The organism is Roseburia zhanii, from assembly GCF_014287635.1.
GTDB classification, from domain to species: domain Bacteria; phylum Bacillota; class Clostridia; order Lachnospirales; family Lachnospiraceae; genus Roseburia_B; species Roseburia_B zhanii.
The window spans coordinates 23,300-41,168 of record NZ_JACOPH010000019.1; the positions used below are offsets into that span (position 1 = coordinate 23,300).

Below are 17,869 nucleotides of genomic sequence, written 5' to 3' on the forward strand. Positions count from 1 at the left end.
GCGCCGGATAGGTCGGGCGGTCATTCGGGCAGGTCTACCTTGCCAACGAAAGAGTAATAAATATCAATGTCCTGTCTGCGTGTGCCGTTCTCGTCATAGCTGCACTCATGCACAACGATTTTCTCCACAAACTCACGCAAAAGGGTAGGGGTAAGTTCTTCAAAGCTGGTGTACTTGCGGACAACATTCATAAACTTTTCTGCGTTTACCGTGGCTTCCTGCGCTTTGGAAAGCTCTGCCCGGATAGCGGCGGCTCTCTCTTTCAGTTCTTTCTGCTCGGCTTCATAGTCTGCCGACAGCTCCGTGAAACGCTCGTCTGAAATGCGCCCGGTCACGCTGTCCTCATACAGCCGCTTGAAGATAGCGGATAACTCGCTGATACGCTTCTCGGCGGCTTCCAGCTCCTTTTTCCTTGCGGCGTTCCTGCGCTTGCCCCCGTCCTCGTTCTGCTCGATCAGCAGCTTCATAAACCGGGCTTCGTGCTTCGCTGCATAGCTGGTGACTTTCCGCAGATTGTCGGTCACTCCGGCGGTCAACAGGTCGGTGCGGATAAAGTGCGCCGTACAGTCACGGGTACGCTTCTTGTAGCTCCCGCAGATATAACAATCCTGCTTGCGGGTGGCGTTCTGGTAACGCTGCTGGTAAAGGACGCTGCCGCAGTCGGCACAAAAGAGTATGCCGGAGAATAAGCCCACTTCATCATAGCGGTTCGGGCGTTTGCGCTGCTTGCGTAACTCCTGCACACGCTCCCACATCTGGGTGTCAATGATAGGCTCATGGTGGTTCTCGAAAATCGCCTGTTTCTCAATGGGGTTCTCTACGCTGTGCTTGGTCTTGTAGGACGGCTTCTCCGTCTTGAAGTTTACCAGACAGCCCGTGTACTCCCTGTTTTCAAGGATATGTACCACGGTATTGGTCGCCCACTTGCACTCATAGCCGGGGTGGTAGCGGCGGGTGCTTCCCGTCCGACGGTATTCCAGCGTTCCCGGCGTGGGGATCTCCTGCTCTGTGAGCATACGGGCTATCTTGGTCGGCCCGTTCCCGGCAAGGCACAAGCTGTAAATCTGCCGCACAACAGGGGCGGCTTCCCCGTCAATGATAAAATTTTCGTCCTCGTCCATAAAGTAGCCGTATACGGGTTTGCTCGTGACGGGCTTCCCGCTCATACCCTTAGACCGTTTTACTGCTTTGATTTTCTTGCTCGTATCTCTCACCAGCCATTCGTTAAAAATGTTCCGCAGAGGGGCAAAATCATTGTCGCCCTGTGCGCTGTCCACTCCGTCATTGATAGCGATAAAGCGGACGCCTTTCTGTGGGAAAATCATTTCCGTATACATTCCCACTTGCAGATAGTTTCGCCCTAACCGTGACATATCCTTGACGATAACGGTGCCGACTTTTCCGGCTTCAATGTCCGCAAGCATGGCTTGAAAACCGGGTCTTTGGAAGTTCGCCCCAGAATAACCGTCATCTGTGTACCATTGCAGATTGGAAAAGCCGTTCTGCTTCGCATAGGTTTCAAGAATACGCTTCTGGTTTGAAATAGAATTGCTCTCACCTTGCAGCTCGTCCTCGTGGGATAATCTCGGATAAAGGGCGGTAATAAGGTTTCGGGTGGTCTGTCTTAACATAGTGTCCTCCATTTCCGACAGCCAGCCCCACTATTCCGTATGACTATCATACCACACGCCGGGGCTGGCTGTACAGTCCTTTCTGCTTCTTTACGTCCCGTCAAATTGCCGATTTTTGTGTAGCAGCTTCCGCTTCCAGCACTTTCAGCATTTTATCGGCGGCGGTGGCGGTGGTGTCCTGCTTGAAATAGCCGGAAACGACAAGGACAGAATTACCTATGCGGATTTCCGTCACGCAATCCGGGCGGCGGGTGCTGCGGTCATTCTTTGGGGTGTTGGTCATAGGCGGCTCTCCTTTCTGTTCATCAGCTTTTTCAGTTGTCCCATTTTCTCCTGCGCCGTGGCTTTTCGGAAGTTGCTCCCGGTAAAGCGGACAGGAGAACACATTTCAATCAGACGGTCATAAATGCGGGCGTGGGCGGTGTCCTCCGGGTGCTGCAAGTCCTCCAGCGTGAGATTAGTCGTGACGATCAGCGGCCTGCCGCTGCGGTAACGGCTGTCAATCACGTTGTAGACCTGCTCTAAGCCGTATTCCGTTCCCCGTTCCATTCCAAAATCGTCAAGGATAAGCAGCGGGAAGCTGCAAAGTCGGGAGATATATTCATTCCTGCCCTCAAAGCTGGCGGCAAGGTCACCCAATATCAATGCAAAGTTTGTCATGCACACGGGGATTTCACGCTCCATAAGGGCATTTGCGATACAGCCCGCAAAATAGCTCTTGCCTGTGCCAACGCCGCCCCATAGCAGATAGCCAATGTTGCGCTCTTTCATGGTTTCCCAGTTCTCCACATAGAAATGGGCGTGTTCCATTTGCGGGCACTTGCCGTTGTCGTTCTCAAACGTCCAGCCCTGCATAGCCGGGTCTGTAAAGCCCCGCCGCTTCAACCGCTCGACAGTTTCAAGGTGACTGCGCTGTTTCTCTGCGGCTTCCCGTTCCTCACGCTCTGCCCGCTGGCAGTCACATTCTGCCGGGTGGCGGTCACGCCCCAGCCATGCGGCGGTTTCTTTGGGGAAATAGCCCTCTTTGGGCTTGTGGCACTTCCCGCAGTATAAAAGCCCGTCCTCGCCGGTGTAGTCCTCCGGCTCCGGCGTGGTGTCGGTCATATTCAAAATCATTTCATCAAATCCATTCGTCATAAGCTCTCGCCCTCCTTACAGGTATAATCGGGTATGCCCTTTTTCGGGGCTTTCTTGGCTGCGTCCTCCTGCGCCCACTTGAAAATCGTGGCTGCATGGCTCTTGTATTTCCTCCCGCTGGAAGCGATATGGCAGGATAGGCGGTCAATGTAATACTCCCACTTGCCGGGAAGCTCTGTTTTCAGCCCGTCAAGCTCCGTATCGGAAAGAATGACATTGTGGTATCTGCCATAGGCGGCGGGGGCGGGGTGTCCCGTTTCTAACTCTCTCTCTTTTTCTATTTCTATATCTATCTCTTTCTCTATCTCTATCTCTGGTGGACAAATGTCCGCTCGATATGGTGGACATTTGTCCGCCCCTGTCTGCGGCAGGGCTTTTTGTTCCTGCAAAGCCAGCCGCGCCCTGCGCTTGCGCTCCCCCTCGGTAGAGGACTGGCCGATTAAAAGCTCAATGTTGCTCATGTAGAGTGCGCCGCTTGGCAAAGGCTCCACAAGCCCCAGCTTCATAAAGATTTTCAAAGCTCTCTCTACGGTACCTACCTGCTGGCGGGTAATGGTCGCAATCATCTGGGCGGTGTAGGGGATATTCTCGTCAAGCTGCAATTTCCCGCCGTTTTTCAGCGATTTCAAGTACAGCTTCAAGAGAATGTTGGAATAGATAACGCCGTCCTGCATACTTTCCAGCAGAACGATTGCATCATCGTCAAAATAGCTCTCTTTCAGCTTGAGGTAGTAATATTTGCGGTTATCTGCCATAGGCTGCGTCCTCCTTTTTCCAGCGTTTGGAATAATAGCGAGGGCATAGTATGATAACCGCCCGGAAGCTCTGTTTGCAGTCACGGGTGCAGCCCCGGCATAGGTCGTTGTAAGTGATACGGTTGCGGTGGTTGAGGAAGAAAGACCATTCCAGCCGCCGCTTCTTGCTCATTCTCGGCAATGGTAAGCTCCTTTCTGCCGTTCCTATCGGTGTAGCGGGATAGGGGGCATTTTCTGTATGTTCTCGGTATCATTTTCGGGCTTTTTCTGCCCTGTAAGCCCCGTTTGGAAGTCGGGGAGTATTGCGGTAAGGGTTCATATCATACCTGTATTTTTGTAGGGTTTCGGTATCATTTCGGGGCGGTCTTTAACGCTCCTGTTCACGCTTTTTCTGCTGGCTCGGTGCGCCCCTTAAAATCTGGTCGATATTGCGTCTGACTGTCTGAAGCTCCTGCGCCCGCTGGCGTTTCTCCCGCTAGTCGTTATATCCGGCGTTCTTCTGGACGGTAAGCTGCTCAATCTCCCTTTGCAGGGCTTTGCTGGCTGGCAGCTTGGTTATTCCATGCTCCCGGAAATAACGGGCGGCTGTGTCCGCTATGATAAAATCGCTTTCGTGCTGTTCCCGGTAGGCTCTCCGGGCTTTCTCCGATTTCTGCGCTTTCAGACCGTCACGGGCGGGCTTCGTGCCGATATAGCCCAAAAGGTTGCGCTGCAATTCCTTTTTCTCCCGGATAGCGGCTTCCAGCCCTTTCAGTCCGGCAAGGCTCTCCTGCGTGGCGGTGTTGGCTGCGGAAATGGCAGCGTCCAGCTCGTCCGGGGAAGAAAAGCCATACTGCTGGTAGAGCATGAGGGTAGCCGACATCTGTTTGAGGTTGTGCATGGTCGCCCACTTCTCATAGCCCCGTCCTTTCCCCTCGGCTCGCTTGGCGGCTATGTCTACCATGCGCTGTACAGCGTCATTGTTCGGGGCGTTTTTCGCTTCTTTTTTCGTCCGTAAGCGGTCTTTGATACTGCCGGGGTATTCCGCTATGGCTGCGGGTTTTTCGGCGGCTCTGGCGGCGTTCTGCTCCAAAACGGAGAGGACAGCAGCCCGGTCAAAATCGTCCCCCAGCTTCCGGGCGGTAATTGGCTTCGTCCTGTCCGGCGTGAGGTAACTTAGCCGCCCCCGGCTCTCCTTGACGGTCACACCATGCCGGAGAAGCAGGGCGGCAAACTCATCAAAGCCGGAAGCAGCGGCAAGGGCTTCCCGGATAGTCCGGCGCAGCTTCGCCTTATCCGTTTCAAACTTGGTCTGCCGGGGCGCGATACCGTCCGCAGCAATAGGGGCGTTGGCTCTGTCAAGGGCAGCCTGTCCTTTCTTCTGCGCCCAATACTCACGCTCGGTAATGCGTTCTTTGCTGCCGTTCAAAAGGTCTATCTGGTAAAGCCCCTCGCTGTGGCACATCTCCATGACTTCGGCTTTCAGATAGTTCATAGCTGCGTCCGTACAGCGGTGCTTGCAGCCTGCTTTCCTGTCCGCTGGCCTGTCCATGTGGGGCAGCATGGGAACCTCCGCAATCCGCAGACTGTTAATGACGATATGCACATGGATATTTTCGGTGTGGCTGTGTCCGTCCGGGTGGGTGCAGACAAGGGCCTGGTGTCCGGGGAAATGCTCGGCGCAGAACTTCTCGCCCAGCTCCTGCGCCCGATCAACGGTCAAGCCGTTGTCCGGGCCGTCCCGTGGGTCAAAGCTGATGATGTAGTGGTGGCTCTTTACGTCCTCCCGTTTCTGGTTCTTGCCGTAGCGGAGATTGGAGCGCATACAGGCAACGGCAAAATCCTCCCCGCCACAATTCAGAGAGGATATGCGGTAGTCTACCCTCGGTATGAGCCGCCCGTCTGCGTCAAGGGTGGGCTTCATGGTAAACTCGTCATGCTCGAATGTGAGGTATTTTTCAGCGTCCCCGTAGTTGGCATTTTTAGAGCTGATATGTTTGAGTATCGCCAACGGCTTCACCTACTTTCTGCAAGACTTCAAACTTCAAGGCGGCAAGGTCGGCGGCGGCTCCCCGCACTTCCTTTTCCAGCCCCCGGTAGGGGCTTCCGTATTCGTTCAGGCTCCGGGCAATCTGGTTTAAGTTGCCGCCGATTTTCCCGTACTCTGCCGTGAGCTTGGAGAGGGCGGCAAGCAGCCCGTCATTGACCGGGGAAACGGTGACAATGGGGCGTATGGTCGCTTTCCGTATGGCTTGCCGGATAAACTCGGACTGGCTGATTTCATAAGCCGCCAGCCGCCCGGTGAAGTCGGCGTATTCTTCATCGGTCATGCGGGTCTTTACCACATGACGGCGGTGGGGCGTATTGTATTTCTTTCGCATGGTCTGTGACCTCCTTTCTCGCCCGACAGGGCGCATAGCAGGGTTTGGGGAAGGCACTCCCCAACAAGATTCCCGCAGGGGCAAAAATAAGCGGAGAGCGAATTTTGGCACCTCGGTAGAATCTTGCTCTGAAAAACTCCGGCGTTCCCCGGCTCCCGTCCTTTCCGCTAACAAAACGTTTCAAAAGGGCTTTGCTACCCGCTATTCCGGCTTATCTTGAAAATTTTCCTTTCACTACCTACAACACCACGCAAAGCAAAATGGACGGAGATTTTTAGAATTTCCCCTCTATTCCCTACAACACCACGCAAGCCGGAATAGGCGGACAATGGCAGTATTTTTTTCTTTGATACCCTCTACGGATAAGTAAGGGATTTTGCCAACTGCGGCGGCTATTTTCCCTTTTGTTTTTTCATACTGGGGATTTTCAAAAATGCCAAACAGGAACGAAAAAAAGCAGCAAATCTGTTGAATAGATTTACTGCTTTCTGGTTGCCGGCGAAGCGGCGGTTATTCAGTTGTAGGCGGTAGGGCTATCTCCCAAAGCGGAACTTGAAAATAGCTGTGAGAAGCGTCTGGGTGATGTAGTCCTCTGTATCTTGGTCTACCCGTCCATTCACACGGGCGGCACATTGTATGCGGCGGCGGTAATACTGCAATACAGTTCCCACCGCTTCCGGCTCCCCGCTGGCGGCTTGGACGATTGTTTCATAGGGGAGAAGCCTATTATTTCTCATATGCCATTCCCTCCATTTCCGCTTGGAGCTGCCGTAGGGCTTTTCGGATATGGTAGCCCGCTGTGCTGCGGCTGCGCCCGTACTGTCTGCCAATTTCGTGCTGTGGAATACGCTTGAAAAAGGACAGGTAAATCATTTCCCGCTCCCGTTCGTCCAGCCGTGACAGGGCTTCCGCAAGTAAACCGCTGCTGAAAATGACCGTATCGCCGCAAAGGGTAAGTATGTATTCCTCGTCCGGCTCCGGGGCTTGGAAATATTCATCTGTCGTGCCTAAAGGGTAGTGCTTTTCGTCTGTGAGGTATTCAAGGGATATTTCTCTTTTGTGCTTCCTGCTCCGTGTCCTCGCTGCGTTGATCGTTGCATTTCGGATAACGACTTTGCAAAAGGCATGGAAAGTGTACTCGATATGTTCCCGATATTCTTCTGTACAGGTCATGGAAAATCCCCCTTTCCTCCCAAAAGGGCTGTGGCTGGTTAGTAGTTGCTTTTTATGATAGTAAGGGGCGGCAGCACTTTAGGCTGTCGCTCCTTGACTGCCTAACTGCAAAACCGGGCGGGGCTGTCAACGGCGGGCGAAGCCCGTTCATCTTGACCGTTGACTGGCTCGGCCGGGTTTGCTATTTATCCGGCAAACTTGAATTGAGATTTCATATATTCCAAGGGATTTAATAACTGTTATATTTTATTATCAAATATCTCTCAATCCCTTGAAAACACAAAGTTTATCGCAGGTGAGCTTTCCCTTATTGTTTCCCTTGCGTTATATCGTCCCACCAGTGTTTACGAACTCTGATAAGGGCAAAAACAAGGGCAAGAAAATTATATAAAACAGTATAACACAAAATAAAAGTGACATTGTGAACTGATTGAAATGCTTCTGATTTTTGCAACAAATGATTGATTTAACGATAAGGAGATTTAATACGATGAGAACAATATTTGCAGAATACAATCCCAAGCGCAACAGTATTGATGTTTACACCTCTGTTGGCTATATGCTCCGCATTGACTGTTCTCCCACCGCAAAGGATTGTATCAAGTGCCGCCCTAAATGTGTGCCGCGATCTCCGGCAGCTTCCCGCGTCCATGCAAACTCAATATCGGCGGTTTCCAGCCCGCAGCCGAAAGAGGACGCAAGCAGCTTCCCGTCTGTCTTTTCGGGATTTAAGATATAGTCTATCGCAGCCTTTAAGGTTGATTTAATAGGGTGCGTCTTTGTAACCGCCATATCTCGTCCACCGCCTTTTTAATGTCCTCTATATCCTGCCTGTAAACCGTCCCCGTCGCATTGGCGCGTTTTGCAATTTGGTTGATGTTCCGGCTCACCGCTTGCAGTTCCCGGATATATGCTTTTGTGTCGCTTCGGTCAACGACAAGAATATACCCGTCTATCGCCATTTTACGGAAGTATGCCCCATACTGCTTTATGGGAAGCTGCTTCATCTTCTCGTCGATCAGCCGCTTTTCTTCTTCCGTAACGTAAAACTTCATCTGTATATTTCTCTTTCGGTTTTCCATTTCCGCACCGCCTTTCGGTATAAGGGTTTGGGATTATCCCAACAAGCATTTTCCGCAAACGGGTACTCGTTTGCTGTGCTTGCTATCTACTCCATACCCCCACCGAAAGGCGGTATTTGTTGCGCGTTCCTTTGATTTTGGACGCAAAAAAAGATTGCAGCCGCCATGCGCTGCAATCTCCCGATTTCTCATATTGTGAGGTTAATCCTCTGCTTTTTCGACTTCCGTTATCTCCCTTGCTGTTGCGGTTACAATCCGTATGCCTTTATCGCTCATACCGTCCAGCAGCGCGTCAAGCTGCCGCCGCCCGGTGGATTTCTCCGCATTGCTGTTCGGGAAGAAAAATTGATCTACCGAAATATGATACCGGGTTACAAGGTCATAGAATACCTGTAAACTCGGCTGTTGTCCCTTGTTCTCGATATTCGCAAGGTAGCGCGGGGAAATATATAACTCGTCGCTTACCTTTTTGCGGCTCTCGCCGTATTCATTTCTCGCGGCTTTTATAGCTGCCCCGAAAGCCTTAAAGTCGTACAATGGTACGGGTCTTTTTGCCATTTTCATTCACCCTGTTACATTTTACAGTTCACCTTTCTTTTTGGATATGTCCACACAATTCATATCATTAGGTTAAATACTTCCTGTTGTGTATTGACAGTAGACTGATTTTCTGATAAAATAAAATTTATGTAAAAGGAGGCGGCGTTTATGTTGCATAGCATGCGTATTAGATAAGCATTGAAAAAAAGGATTTTCCCATTTTCAACATGGGCTTTTTTGTCATGCTTATTTTGCGGATGCTATACAAAAAACTAACGACGTATAGATATAGTATAGACATAGTGCAAGCTATGCCTTAGTTTTGTTGTACTGCTCTGTGCATTATAAATGCAGGTCAATGCTCATGTTGAGGATTGACCTGCATTTTTTTGTGTAAAAAGGACGAGTGAAATATAATGCTTAAAAAATATTGGATAAAATGTCCGATTTGTAACGGAAAGACGAGAGTTCAAGTATTTCATAATACTGTATTAAAAGATTTTCCTCTTTTCTGCCCTAAATGCAAATTGACGCATATCATTGATGTAGAAAAATTAGAGATTGTAATCAAAAATACAGAAAAACAAACTTTTATTATTTAGAAGAAAGGATATAAAAATGAAACGTTTACCTAAATATACGCCTGCGGAAGTACGGAATGATCCATACGGATTTACTTACAAAGAAATGTCGGAAGTTATTGGCGAGAATGAAGCAAAAGCCTTATATGAAGAATTATATAAGCAATTACCACGCAAAAAAAATCTATCAATGTTGGTAAAAAATATTTGCAAAAGCAGTGATACTGAAAAGTATGTTTACGAACTGAAAGACAACAAATACATTGAAACGGTTTTTATCAAGCGGCGAGATGGTGGAACTGTTTGCGTGAGCACACAAGTCGGTTGTCCTGTTGGTTGTATTTTTTGTGAGTCCGGGCGAAATGGCTTTGTTCGTAATCTAACATCGTCAGAAATCGTACAACAGATTATATTGTTGCGTCGAAAAGTAAACCGTATCGTTTTTATGGGTATGGGAGAGCCTTTATTCAATTATGACAACTTGATAAAAGCAATCCATATTCTCCGAGATAGATATGGGCTCAACTTTCCAACCGACGGCATTACCATATCAACAGTTGGTCCGGTCGATCAATTAAAAAAATTGCGCGAGGAACATCTTAAAATTCAGTTGACAATATCTTTACACGCAGCAACACAATCTGCAAGAAATCGTATTATTCCTCACATGCGCATATATGCTATTGAAGATGTTGTTAAGCAAGCCTTATCCTATTCTGAAAGGCATAATCGCAAAATTGTCTTTGCGTATTTGCTTTTACCGGGTATAAATGACCGGCCCTCAGATGTAAGACAACTTGCAAAATGGTTTCGGGGCAAAAAAGTTATGATTAACGTGTTACAATACAACCCAACAAGCAATTCAAGAATTAAAGCACCACAGAAACGGGAAATAGTTGCATTCAAACATCAATTAGAGCAAGCAGGACTTGAAGTTACTATGAGAGTTTCTCATGGCAGAGAGATTAACGCGGCTTGTGGACAGTTAGCTAACACATATAATAAATTCAAAAAAAAATGATTAAAAGTGCCAGACGCATAGACGCAGAGCCGATAACGCATTAGGTCAAAAAACCTATGTGTTATCGGCTTTTTTATTTAATATTGCGCAAAAGCCGCTGTTCCCTATTATAGAATGGATTGCGGGTAGTGTATTAAAGTCGCCCTTTTTTAAGGATACGGCGGTATCGGGGAGGTATCGCCGTGTCCATTTTTATTTACTGTAACCCGCCTAATGCTTTGCGGTCAAAAAAAGCTATGCTCCGCAAGCGGGATATTCCGGCTATGAATGTGAACTGTCAATACATTTAGCTACTGCTTACATTTCCTTTGCGCCCGTCCGCGTCTTGCGGACGGGCGCATTTTGCTTTTTTCAACTTTTTTCTGAAAAGCGCACTCAAGAGCCATCTCCCGAACGGGTACGGAGCGAAAGGGGCAGAGAGGACAAGCCCTTAACTCCCGTCCTCTACTCCACGCGGGAAGGAGGTGAACTCTATGGAGCTATCTTCTTCCGACAAGGAAAGAATACAACATCAGTACGACGCATTAGCAAAGAAAACTTTGGTCGGCGAAGCGAAAAGCCACCGCCGCACTCTTGCGAAACGCGCAGCACGCGAAGTTACTTTTTCGGATTTGAGCGAAAGCGAACTCGCGCAGCTTTTCACAACGGACGAATACGAAAGCGATTATTTCCGTTTTCAAGTGTCCGGCTTTGATGTACTCGTCAAAAATGAACTGCTTGCCGAAGCCCTTAACGCTTTGCCCGAAAGGAAACGCGACATTATCCTTTTGTCCTACTTCTTGGATATGAGCGACGCGGAAATTGGCGAACTGCTGAATGTTGTACGCACGACGGTTTTCCGGCACAGGAAATCCGCGCTTGCGAAAATCAAACAGTATTTGGAGGGAAAAGCAGATGATGAATACCGTTAGGAAGTCTGAAAATCTGTTGCCGTTCCCTGTCATTTCCGCAGCGGCAAACGGCGACACAACCGCCATGTGCGCGATCTTGAAGCACTACGAGGGTTACATAGCGAAACTTTGTACCCGCACGCTGAAAGACGACGCGGGCAATACCTATTCCTATGTGGACGAGGAAATGCGTAACAGGCTGCAAGTGCGCCTTATTACCCGCACCCTTGCTTTTCATGTAGGATAATCTTTTAGCCCATGCGGGGAGCGTGTCCCCTTTCCACGCTTCCCGTTATGGGCTATTTGTCGTTCCGCAAAAGCATATCCGCTGTTGATGTGCTTTTGCAGGCCGACAAAGCCTATTGTTCTTTGACAAAGAAAGCGGCCTTTGGTGCGCAGCATAACAGGCAAACGGGTACATTCCGTCTGTACCGAGCCAGTCGGCGGGTACGCCATGACAGCTTTTCCCCATAGGGGAAAAGCCGAGCGAGAACTACCGCGCCGTAAAACAGGTTTAGCAGCTTGTGGGCGACGACATACAAGGCGGCACAATGATACTCCCGCGTTGAACACCCTCAAAGTATTGCGCGGCGCACCCATAAGCATGGGCCGGGGTGAAACTCCCGTGAGGTTGCAGCTAACAACCGCCCGTTTTTGCCTTTTGACGAATATAGTTTATCCATACAGGAAAAGGAGGTTTTTCTAATGGATAAAAAACAGACAATTACAACCGAACGCAAAATAGGGAAAATCACCTATCTTGTTCAAGCGTTGCCGAGTGAAAAGGCAACCGATACAATCCATAAAAAGATTGAGAAACTCATTGTAAAGGATTTGCAGAAAAAGCCCGGAAATCCGGGATTTTTAGCGTCCGAGTAGTGCATTAGGCGGCGGGATATGGTATAATGATAGCAACACATTATACCTGTTTATTCGGCTGTCGGAAAGGAGGACTAATGTTACAGTCGAATAAAATCACCGCCCTTTACTGCCGTTTAAGTCAAGAGGATATGCAAGCCGGAGAAAGCGGAAGCATACAGCACCAAAAAATGATACTTCAACGCTATGCGGACGAACACCATTTTTTGAACACAAAGTTTTTTGTGGACGACGGATTTTCCGGCGTGAGTTTTGAGCGCGAGGGGCTGCAAGCGATGTTGCAGGAAGTGGAAGCCGGACGAGTGGCGACGGTCATTACCAAAGACCTTTCCCGTCTTGGCAGAAACTATCTGAAAACGGGCGAACTCATAGAGATTGTATTTCCCGAAAACGGAGTACGCTATATCGCGATCAACGACGGAGTTGACACAGCGCGGGAGGATAACGAGTTTACCCCCTTGCGGAACTGGTTTAACGAGTTTTACGCCCGCGACACAAGCAAGAAAATCCGCGCAGTTAAACAGGCACAGGCGCAAAAAGGCGAGCGCGTCAACGGGGAATATCCATACGGCTATATCCCAGACCCGAACAACCGCCACCACCTTATACCCGACCCGGAAACCGCGCCGATTGTCAAACAGGTTTTCGCTATGTTTGTTAGCGGCGTGCGTATGTGCGAAATCCAAAAATGGCTTGCGGAAAACAAAGTCTTGACGATTGGAGCGTTGCGCTATCAGCGTACAGGACAGGCGCGGTATCAGCGGGCAATGATCGCCCCCTATACTTGGCCGGACAAAACGCTCTATGACATATTAGCAAGGCAGGAATATTTAGGGCATACCATAACCGCGAAAACTCACAAGGTATCCTACAAGTCGAAAAAGACCCGGAAGAACGAAGAAGAACAACGCTATTTCTTCCCAAACACCCATGAGCCGCTTGTTGACGAGGAAACCTTTGAACTTGCGCAAAAGCGGATTGCTACCCGCCACCGCCCGACAAAAGCAGCGGAGATTGATATTTTTTCCGGCTTGCTGTTTTGCGCTGGTTGCAGACATAAGATGTATTACCAACAGGGCGTAAATATCGAGCCGCGCAAGTTTTCCTATTCTTGCGGCGCATGGCGCAACAGGGCAAGGACAGGCAGCGAGTGTACCTCTCATTATATCCGCAAAAACGTACTTCTTGATTTAGTGCTGGAAGATATGCGGCGGGTTTTGCGGTATGTTAAGGAACACGAACAGGACTTTATCTGTAAAGCTACCGAGTACGGCGACATGGAAGCGAGAAAGGCATTAGCGCAGCAGCAAAAGGAACTTTTCAAAGCACAGGCGCGTATGACCGAACTTGACACGCTTTTCCGCAAGCTGTATGAGGACAACGCATTAGGCAGACTGACAGATGAACGGTTTGTGTTTCTAACTTCCGGCTATGAGGACGAAAAGAAATCCCTTGCCGCAAGGATAGACGAGTTACAACAGCAGATCGCAACCGTTACCGAGCGAAAAAGGGATATATCAAGGTTTATTCAGATTGTCGGGAAATACAGCGACATACAGGAATTGACCTATGAAAACGTCCATGAGTTTATCGACCGTATTTTGATACATGAATTAGACCGGGAAACCAACACCCGGAAAATCGAAATCCATTATAGCTTTGTCGGACAGGTTGATACCGAGCAGGAGCCGACGCAAGTTGTCAACCATGACCGCCGCAACATGGTAGATGTAAAAAGTATCGCTATCTAACCCCAGCAAATGTCAGCCCCGTTATTTTATCCGTTTCCTCAATTTTAGCCGTTAGCATTATGATTGGATAAGTGTATTTCTTTCGGATAAGCTGGCAAAGTGAAAAGCCGTTCATATCCGGGAGCATAATATCCAGAATGGCAAGATCAATGTCGCCGCTTTCAATACACGACATGGCATCCGTTGCGCAGTAAAATTTATAAACGACGTAATTTTCGTTTTTCAAGTAGACCTCCAACAGATCCGCTATATCTTGCTCGTCATCTATAATCAATATCTTTTCAGACATATTTTCAACTCCTTTGCTCATATTTCCAATTAAGTATAGCAAATACAACATCTAAATTCACAATGGATTGCCTGAGAAATTATTAAGATTTTCCTAACTTTCGAATTTAGGCAACTCAAAATGCTAACGTAATTTACATATCAGTTTTTTATGTGTCATACATATTCTCCAATATACTTCCATATAATGCACAGATTGACTTCACAATTGCATGCCATGAAATATCAGCAGCATAAGAATAATTTTTTTGATATGTTTTCCATAAGGTCTCCATAACCGGACTTGATTCAATTTCATCAAATATTTCTCTTATATCCTCAGCTTCTATCAGGTCTAATGTTCCCCTTTTTTTGGCTGTAGCCACAAGTGCAGTCCATAAAACTTGTTTTTGGAGTTGTTCTCCATACAACTTTTGTAAAATATAAATATCATAAAAATCTCTCATTCGTGTATTTGTAACGTTTCGACTAACAACAGTTTCCAATTTTTCAGCCAATACCGTTTCCAGATTATATGCCCATACCTCAATAGTGCGGTCTTCAAGCATAAGATTAAATTTGTACTTGATTTCTCTTGGTGTAATTACATCCCCTGTAGAAATATCAATCTTTAATGGTGTGATTACACCATCAAATTTCGTTTCCATGCTTACACGAACACCAGGATAATCTGCTTCTTCCATGATTTCCGATATCCGTTTGACCCGAAATGAAACACCATCGTCCAGTGGAATTGATATAATTTGGGATATAATCATTTCTACATCCTCCACACTAACATTAGTGCCTTTTATGGTAGCATCCAGATCCATAGTAGCTCTGGCATCCAGACCAACCATTGCCGCCACAAGCATTCCACCTTTTAATATAAACTGGTTTTTATACTCTGATAAAGAAATTCGTTCTAAAAAACGTTCCATCATATAATTCCGCATCAAAATCTGTGCATCTGCGGATTTTTTCTTTGACATATTACGAATTAAATCCTTTAATTGTCTTGCCGTTGTTATCATCTAAAGTAACACCTCCAAATATGGTCTAAGTATGTTTTCAACATGAAACATAGCTGCGTATTTCATAAGCATCCGTAAGTTTTTATCCTTACGTTTTGCATATTGTTTCAATGCGTCTTGAAAGACCTGCATTTCAACATTTTTTCTGCTACGAAGCAGATCACAAATTGTTCTCTCCATGTCATAAACGGGAACGGAATGTCCGAATGATGTCTGCATAGCTATGATTCCTATTTCATGTAAATCCTTTTTTACTGTGTACACTTGAAAACCGTCTTCCTGCAAACGACTTGGATTATATCCAGTTCTTACTGTTATGGTGTATTTCAAAGGCTCTCTGTCCGTTAAATCATGAAAAAACAATGCAGTTTCATGAGAAAATACAGCTTGACCACAACGTAAATGCAAAAGGTACATTGCATCTGTCCACGTATCCGGCGATACATACACACCATGAGCAGCTTGTTCTAATCCTCGTTCCTTCACATATGCATAAAACACAGACTTACTAATTCCATTATTTAGAACTTGAAATGTCTGAATTGTCCCTCCACATTCACGCAACAACAAATCTAATTTTTCAAACTGAGTCATATGCTTTCTCCTTTCGTGCTAATATGATAATATATATTAGCACGAAAGTAAAGACATATAGTACCAATAAAATATCGGTATTTTTGTTTTAATGATATCCCCTTGTTTCTCGCCATCCCTTTACATACCACCTGATTCCAACATATACCAGTTGCACGAATAATAAGAGAAATAGCAGATTGATTGGCAATGTTGTCTTTATCCACTTCCCAAAGTAGATAGCTGTTGCCATGCTTATAAGTATTACCATTATGGTAATCATATCCCAACAGCACTTCTTATATAACTCTGCAATCTTTATCTCTATAAATGCTACAAGTATTCCAGCACCCACCAAACATCCACCGCAGATCAGTATTCTTATCAGCCAATATACAATTCCGGCAACGACAGGATTGGATATTCCATTACTAATCTGTGCCATGTTCTTTCCTGTCAGTATAATCCACCCTGCAATGGTCTGTATAAAAGTGGCGATTGTATCAAAGAATACCACGCAATCAGAAATAAATATTTTTGACCGTATCATCTGAAAAAGAGTAGTTGATACGGAATACCATATCAGCAGAAACATCAATGCTTCATACATGGCTGTTTTTGTTTTATATCTGCCTGCCAGTTTTTCTCTCTGCGTATCATACTTTTCCTTGGCTTTCAGATAAGCTGTCAGGTTACAGTTCCCACACTTTTGATAGAGTACTGGCTTTTCAACCGGTATCTCTACTTTTTTCTGATGAGAGAGTGCATAGTCCCGTTCCTGTTCTGCCTGCCTTAGCTTATCTTGACATTCCTCTGTCATGATTTCGGCAGCGTGCGTTTTCTCTTTCTCTCTCTGCAACAATTCTTTTGTTTTCCTCAAGTCGTTCTTTAAGGCTTGAATGTTCCCTGCTCTGTTCTCGCTGTTTAACCTCTCGTTCAAGGTCAGCGATTCGTCGAGCTGCATTTTCAGTTCCCGGATAGTCCTGTCTTTCTGGTCGAGTTCTTCCTGCATCTGCTCTGTCAGCAGAAGCAACTCTTCCAGTTGATCGTCGCTCTTTGAGTTTCTTAATTCGTTCATCAATCGACCTTCCTTTCTCTAATTGCTGTTCAAGTTCAGTAATTCGCTGTTCTGTTTCTGCAATAGCCGGTTCTCGCTGTTTAATTTCTGTGCCAATTCCTGCCATTGCTGATTTTCGTCTGTAAGCTTCTGTATCTGGTCTGTCTTTTCTTCCAGAAGTATCAACAGTTCTTCTGTATCCGGCAAGATTTGAAGCAGTTCTGATAATTCGCTCTCTAATTGCTGCAATCGTTCTTCCTGCTCCTGAAAGCACATCAGCTTCTCGTCCTTTTCCTGTATTTCCTGAAGCATCTCTGCCATGATATTCTGCTGTTCCTCTATCTGTGTAATCATTGCTTCCATCATGGGAATTACTTCTTTGCTTTCTTCTAATGTCATTCAACCACTCCTTCCATATTGACAATGCACCGGATACCTTACCAAAGGTTGTGATTACCTTTTGCAGTAGTGCATTTTGTTTTTTAATCATCTGGTTTTCCTCTACCTTCCATGAACCATTCCATATCTGTCCGGTGAGATATTTTTCCTCAATCTTTCTTGCATCCGCACCCTCATGAATCGTAGGGATTTTTAATTTGCCCTGTCTTTCATAAGAGCGGTGGTCAATCTGATTGTCTATGGATAAATGCCGGTTACACATCCCAGCCCATTCGCTTCGCCATAACTCACAATTCTTTGGATTATTCCAGCCGGTAGCATCGGTCAGAACCCGTTTCCATTGTTTTCGGTTTCTTGCCCCGACTTTCTGTACTCCGTTTTCATCAAGTACCGGAATGCGGATTCCATGCCGGTCAGGATTTTTCTTATCCTGCCACCAGTCCGGGTGGGATTCATCAACCACGATATTTCCGTCAGTATCTCTGGCAAAATCCCAGTCCTTGACTTCTTTGCTGCCCCATGAATGATCCAGATTGAATGGTCGCATGGTTACAAGTAAATGCACATGTGGGTTTCCATCGCCCTTATCGTGTATGCTCCAGTCGACACACATTCCCTTATCCACGAAAGTCTTTTGAATATATTCGGTTGTATAATCAATCTGTTCCTGTCTGCTCCATTCTTTCGGCAGGGAAAATTCAAATGAGCGTCCAAGCTGTGCATCTGCATTTTTTCTATC

The 17,869-nt window shown here is 46.9% G+C and carries 20 protein-coding genes and 4 pseudogenes; 7 read left to right on the forward strand and 17 right to left on the reverse strand.

Annotation, left to right across the window (positions count from 1 at the left end):
- Positions 1 to 20: 20 nt before the first annotated feature.
- The 9 genes and pseudogenes from H8S17_RS14495 to H8S17_RS14535 form a co-directional block, all read right to left on the reverse strand.
- Positions 21 to 1,631 carry a recombinase family protein gene (locus tag H8S17_RS14495; protein WP_002605633.1) on the reverse strand — a complete coding sequence of 537 codons (1,611 nt, stop codon included), beginning with the start codon at positions 1,629 to 1,631 and terminating at the stop codon, positions 21 to 23.
- A gap of 100 nt (positions 1,632 to 1,731) precedes the next feature.
- Positions 1,732 to 1,914, reverse strand: coding sequence for a transposon-encoded TnpW family protein (locus tag H8S17_RS14500; protein WP_002605634.1), 183 nt, complete (start codon positions 1,912 to 1,914; stop codon positions 1,732 to 1,734).
- A complete protein-coding gene (locus tag H8S17_RS14505; protein WP_002605635.1) occupies positions 1,911 to 2,768 on the reverse strand; it encodes an ATP-binding protein in 858 nt (285 codons plus the stop codon). The genes H8S17_RS14500 and H8S17_RS14505 overlap by 4 nt, the downstream gene beginning before the upstream one ends.
- Complete coding sequence (locus H8S17_RS14510; protein WP_002605636.1) at positions 2,765 to 3,523, reverse strand: phage replisome organizer N-terminal domain-containing protein; 759 nt, start codon at positions 3,521 to 3,523, stop codon at positions 2,765 to 2,767. Before H8S17_RS14510 ends, H8S17_RS14505 begins: the two co-directional genes overlap by 4 nt.
- Entirely contained in the window at positions 3,513 to 3,704 is a 192-nt protein-coding gene (locus tag H8S17_RS14515; RefSeq protein ID WP_006058351.1) for a hypothetical protein, read from the reverse strand. Before H8S17_RS14515 ends, H8S17_RS14510 begins: the two co-directional genes overlap by 11 nt.
- Positions 3,705 to 3,890: 186 nt before the next feature.
- Positions 3,891 to 5,513: pseudogene (locus H8S17_RS14520) on the reverse strand (relaxase/mobilization nuclease domain-containing protein).
- Positions 5,485 to 5,883, reverse strand: a complete 399-nt coding sequence (locus tag H8S17_RS14525) for a plasmid mobilization protein (protein ID WP_002602094.1) — start codon at positions 5,881 to 5,883, stop codon at positions 5,485 to 5,487. Before H8S17_RS14525 ends, H8S17_RS14520 begins: the two are co-directional and overlap by 29 nt.
- 533 nt (positions 5,884 to 6,416) lie before the next feature.
- Entirely contained in the window at positions 6,417 to 6,620 is a 204-nt protein-coding gene (locus H8S17_RS14530) for a helix-turn-helix domain-containing protein (protein ID WP_002602095.1), read from the reverse strand.
- The gene (locus tag H8S17_RS14535) at positions 6,610 to 7,056 is read right to left on the reverse strand and encodes an RNA polymerase sigma factor (protein ID WP_002602096.1); all 447 of its coding nucleotides are present in this window, start codon (positions 7,054 to 7,056) and stop codon (positions 6,610 to 6,612) included. The genes H8S17_RS14530 and H8S17_RS14535 overlap by 11 nt, the downstream gene beginning before the upstream one ends.
- A 490-nt stretch (positions 7,057 to 7,546) precedes the next feature.
- Between H8S17_RS14535 and H8S17_RS14540 the strand changes: the two are divergent.
- A pseudogene (locus tag H8S17_RS14540) lies at positions 7,547 to 7,651 on the forward strand (DUF6061 family protein); the annotation flags it as partial.
- Here the strand turns inward: H8S17_RS14540 and H8S17_RS14545 are convergent.
- From H8S17_RS14545 to H8S17_RS14555, 3 genes and pseudogenes are all read right to left on the reverse strand, one after another.
- Positions 7,633 to 7,848: pseudogene (locus H8S17_RS14545) on the reverse strand (relaxase/mobilization nuclease domain-containing protein); the annotation flags it as partial. The pseudogenes H8S17_RS14540 and H8S17_RS14545 sit on opposite strands and share 19 nt — an antisense overlap.
- The gene (locus H8S17_RS14550; RefSeq protein WP_002584958.1) at positions 7,809 to 8,138 is read right to left on the reverse strand and encodes a plasmid mobilization protein; all 330 of its coding nucleotides are present in this window, start codon (positions 8,136 to 8,138) and stop codon (positions 7,809 to 7,811) included. The gene H8S17_RS14550 and the pseudogene H8S17_RS14545, both read right to left, overlap by 40 nt.
- Positions 8,139 to 8,339: 201 nt before the next feature.
- Complete coding sequence (locus H8S17_RS14555; protein WP_002584957.1) at positions 8,340 to 8,696, reverse strand: helix-turn-helix transcriptional regulator; 357 nt, start codon at positions 8,694 to 8,696, stop codon at positions 8,340 to 8,342.
- A 398-nt stretch (positions 8,697 to 9,094) separates the two neighbouring features.
- Between H8S17_RS14555 and H8S17_RS14560 the strand changes: the two genes are divergently transcribed.
- The 6 genes from H8S17_RS14560 to H8S17_RS14585 all read left to right on the forward strand — a co-directional run bounded on the left by H8S17_RS14560 (position 9,095) and on the right by H8S17_RS14585 (position 13,800).
- Entirely contained in the window at positions 9,095 to 9,280 is a 186-nt protein-coding gene (locus H8S17_RS14560; protein WP_003431289.1) for a cysteine-rich KTR domain-containing protein, read from the forward strand.
- Positions 9,281 to 9,296: 16 nt separating this feature from the next.
- The gene (gene rlmN, locus H8S17_RS14565) at positions 9,297 to 10,280 is read left to right on the forward strand and encodes a 23S rRNA (adenine(2503)-C(2))-methyltransferase RlmN (protein ID WP_002584956.1); all 984 of its coding nucleotides are present in this window, start codon (positions 9,297 to 9,299) and stop codon (positions 10,278 to 10,280) included.
- Positions 10,281 to 10,753: 473 nt separating this feature from the next.
- Positions 10,754 to 11,191 carry a sigma-70 family RNA polymerase sigma factor gene (locus H8S17_RS14570; protein WP_002604474.1) on the forward strand — a complete coding sequence of 146 codons (438 nt, stop codon included), beginning with the start codon at positions 10,754 to 10,756 and terminating at the stop codon, positions 11,189 to 11,191.
- Positions 11,175 to 11,417 carry a helix-turn-helix domain-containing protein gene (locus H8S17_RS14575; protein WP_002604473.1) on the forward strand — a complete coding sequence of 81 codons (243 nt, stop codon included), beginning with the start codon at positions 11,175 to 11,177 and terminating at the stop codon, positions 11,415 to 11,417. The genes H8S17_RS14570 and H8S17_RS14575 overlap by 17 nt, the downstream gene beginning before the upstream one ends.
- Before the next feature lie 458 nt (positions 11,418 to 11,875).
- Positions 11,876 to 12,049 carry a transposon-encoded TnpW family protein gene (locus tag H8S17_RS14580; RefSeq protein WP_002604472.1) on the forward strand — a complete coding sequence of 58 codons (174 nt, stop codon included), beginning with the start codon at positions 11,876 to 11,878 and terminating at the stop codon, positions 12,047 to 12,049.
- 77 nt (positions 12,050 to 12,126) lie between these two features.
- Positions 12,127 to 13,800 carry a recombinase family protein gene (locus H8S17_RS14585; RefSeq protein WP_002604471.1) on the forward strand — a complete coding sequence of 558 codons (1,674 nt, stop codon included), beginning with the start codon at positions 12,127 to 12,129 and terminating at the stop codon, positions 13,798 to 13,800.
- 10 nt (positions 13,801 to 13,810) lie between these two features.
- On the opposite strand, the pseudogene H8S17_RS14590 reads toward H8S17_RS14585, so the two are convergent.
- The 5 genes and pseudogenes from H8S17_RS14590 to H8S17_RS14610 form a co-directional block, all read right to left on the reverse strand.
- A pseudogene (locus H8S17_RS14590) lies at positions 13,811 to 14,089 on the reverse strand (response regulator); the annotation flags it as partial.
- 148 nt (positions 14,090 to 14,237) lie between these two features.
- Positions 14,238 to 15,101 carry a nucleotidyl transferase AbiEii/AbiGii toxin family protein gene (locus H8S17_RS14595; protein ID WP_003505363.1) on the reverse strand — a complete coding sequence of 288 codons (864 nt, stop codon included), beginning with the start codon at positions 15,099 to 15,101 and terminating at the stop codon, positions 14,238 to 14,240.
- Complete coding sequence (locus H8S17_RS14600) at positions 15,102 to 15,695, reverse strand: type IV toxin-antitoxin system AbiEi family antitoxin domain-containing protein (RefSeq protein ID WP_003505367.1); 594 nt, start codon at positions 15,693 to 15,695, stop codon at positions 15,102 to 15,104.
- A gap of 88 nt (positions 15,696 to 15,783) precedes the next feature.
- Complete coding sequence (locus tag H8S17_RS14605; RefSeq protein ID WP_003505369.1) at positions 15,784 to 16,494, reverse strand: DUF6040 family protein; 711 nt, start codon at positions 16,492 to 16,494, stop codon at positions 15,784 to 15,786.
- Positions 16,472 to 17,869 (reverse strand): MobA/MobL family protein (locus H8S17_RS14610; protein ID WP_186867754.1); only part of this gene is annotated, 1,398 nt, incomplete at its 5' end. The genes H8S17_RS14610 and H8S17_RS14605, both read right to left, overlap by 23 nt.

Coding starts and splice junctions, on each gene's coding strand:
- H8S17_RS14495 (WP_002605633.1), bottom strand. CDS start 1,631: ATGTTAAGACAGACCACCCGAAACCTTATTACCGCCCTTTATCCGAGA.
- H8S17_RS14500 (WP_002605634.1), bottom strand. CDS start 1,914: ATGACCAACACCCCAAAGAATGACCGCAGCACCCGCCGCCCGGATTGC.
- H8S17_RS14505 (WP_002605635.1), bottom strand. CDS start 2,768: ATGACGAATGGATTTGATGAAATGATTTTGAATATGACCGACACCACG.
- H8S17_RS14510 (WP_002605636.1), bottom strand. CDS start 3,523: ATGGCAGATAACCGCAAATATTACTACCTCAAGCTGAAAGAGAGCTAT.
- H8S17_RS14525 (WP_002602094.1), bottom strand. CDS start 5,883: ATGCGAAAGAAATACAATACGCCCCACCGCCGTCATGTGGTAAAGACC.
- H8S17_RS14530 (WP_002602095.1), bottom strand. CDS start 6,620: ATGAGAAATAATAGGCTTCTCCCCTATGAAACAATCGTCCAAGCCGCC.
- H8S17_RS14535 (WP_002602096.1), bottom strand. CDS start 7,056: ATGACCTGTACAGAAGAATATCGGGAACATATCGAGTACACTTTCCAT.
- H8S17_RS14550 (WP_002584958.1), bottom strand. CDS start 8,138: ATGGAAAACCGAAAGAGAAATATACAGATGAAGTTTTACGTTACGGAA.
- H8S17_RS14555 (WP_002584957.1), bottom strand. CDS start 8,696: ATGGCAAAAAGACCCGTACCATTGTACGACTTTAAGGCTTTCGGGGCA.
- H8S17_RS14560 (WP_003431289.1), top strand. CDS start 9,095: ATGCTTAAAAAATATTGGATAAAATGTCCGATTTGTAACGGAAAGACG.
- rlmN (WP_002584956.1), top strand. CDS start 9,297: ATGAAACGTTTACCTAAATATACGCCTGCGGAAGTACGGAATGATCCA.
- H8S17_RS14570 (WP_002604474.1), top strand. CDS start 10,754: ATGGAGCTATCTTCTTCCGACAAGGAAAGAATACAACATCAGTACGAC.
- H8S17_RS14575 (WP_002604473.1), top strand. CDS start 11,175: ATGATGAATACCGTTAGGAAGTCTGAAAATCTGTTGCCGTTCCCTGTC.
- H8S17_RS14580 (WP_002604472.1), top strand. CDS start 11,876: ATGGATAAAAAACAGACAATTACAACCGAACGCAAAATAGGGAAAATC.
- H8S17_RS14585 (WP_002604471.1), top strand. CDS start 12,127: ATGTTACAGTCGAATAAAATCACCGCCCTTTACTGCCGTTTAAGTCAA.
- H8S17_RS14595 (WP_003505363.1), bottom strand. CDS start 15,101: ATGATAACAACGGCAAGACAATTAAAGGATTTAATTCGTAATATGTCA.
- H8S17_RS14600 (WP_003505367.1), bottom strand. CDS start 15,695: ATGACTCAGTTTGAAAAATTAGATTTGTTGTTGCGTGAATGTGGAGGG.
- H8S17_RS14605 (WP_003505369.1), bottom strand. CDS start 16,494: ATGACAGAGGAATGTCAAGATAAGCTAAGGCAGGCAGAACAGGAACGG.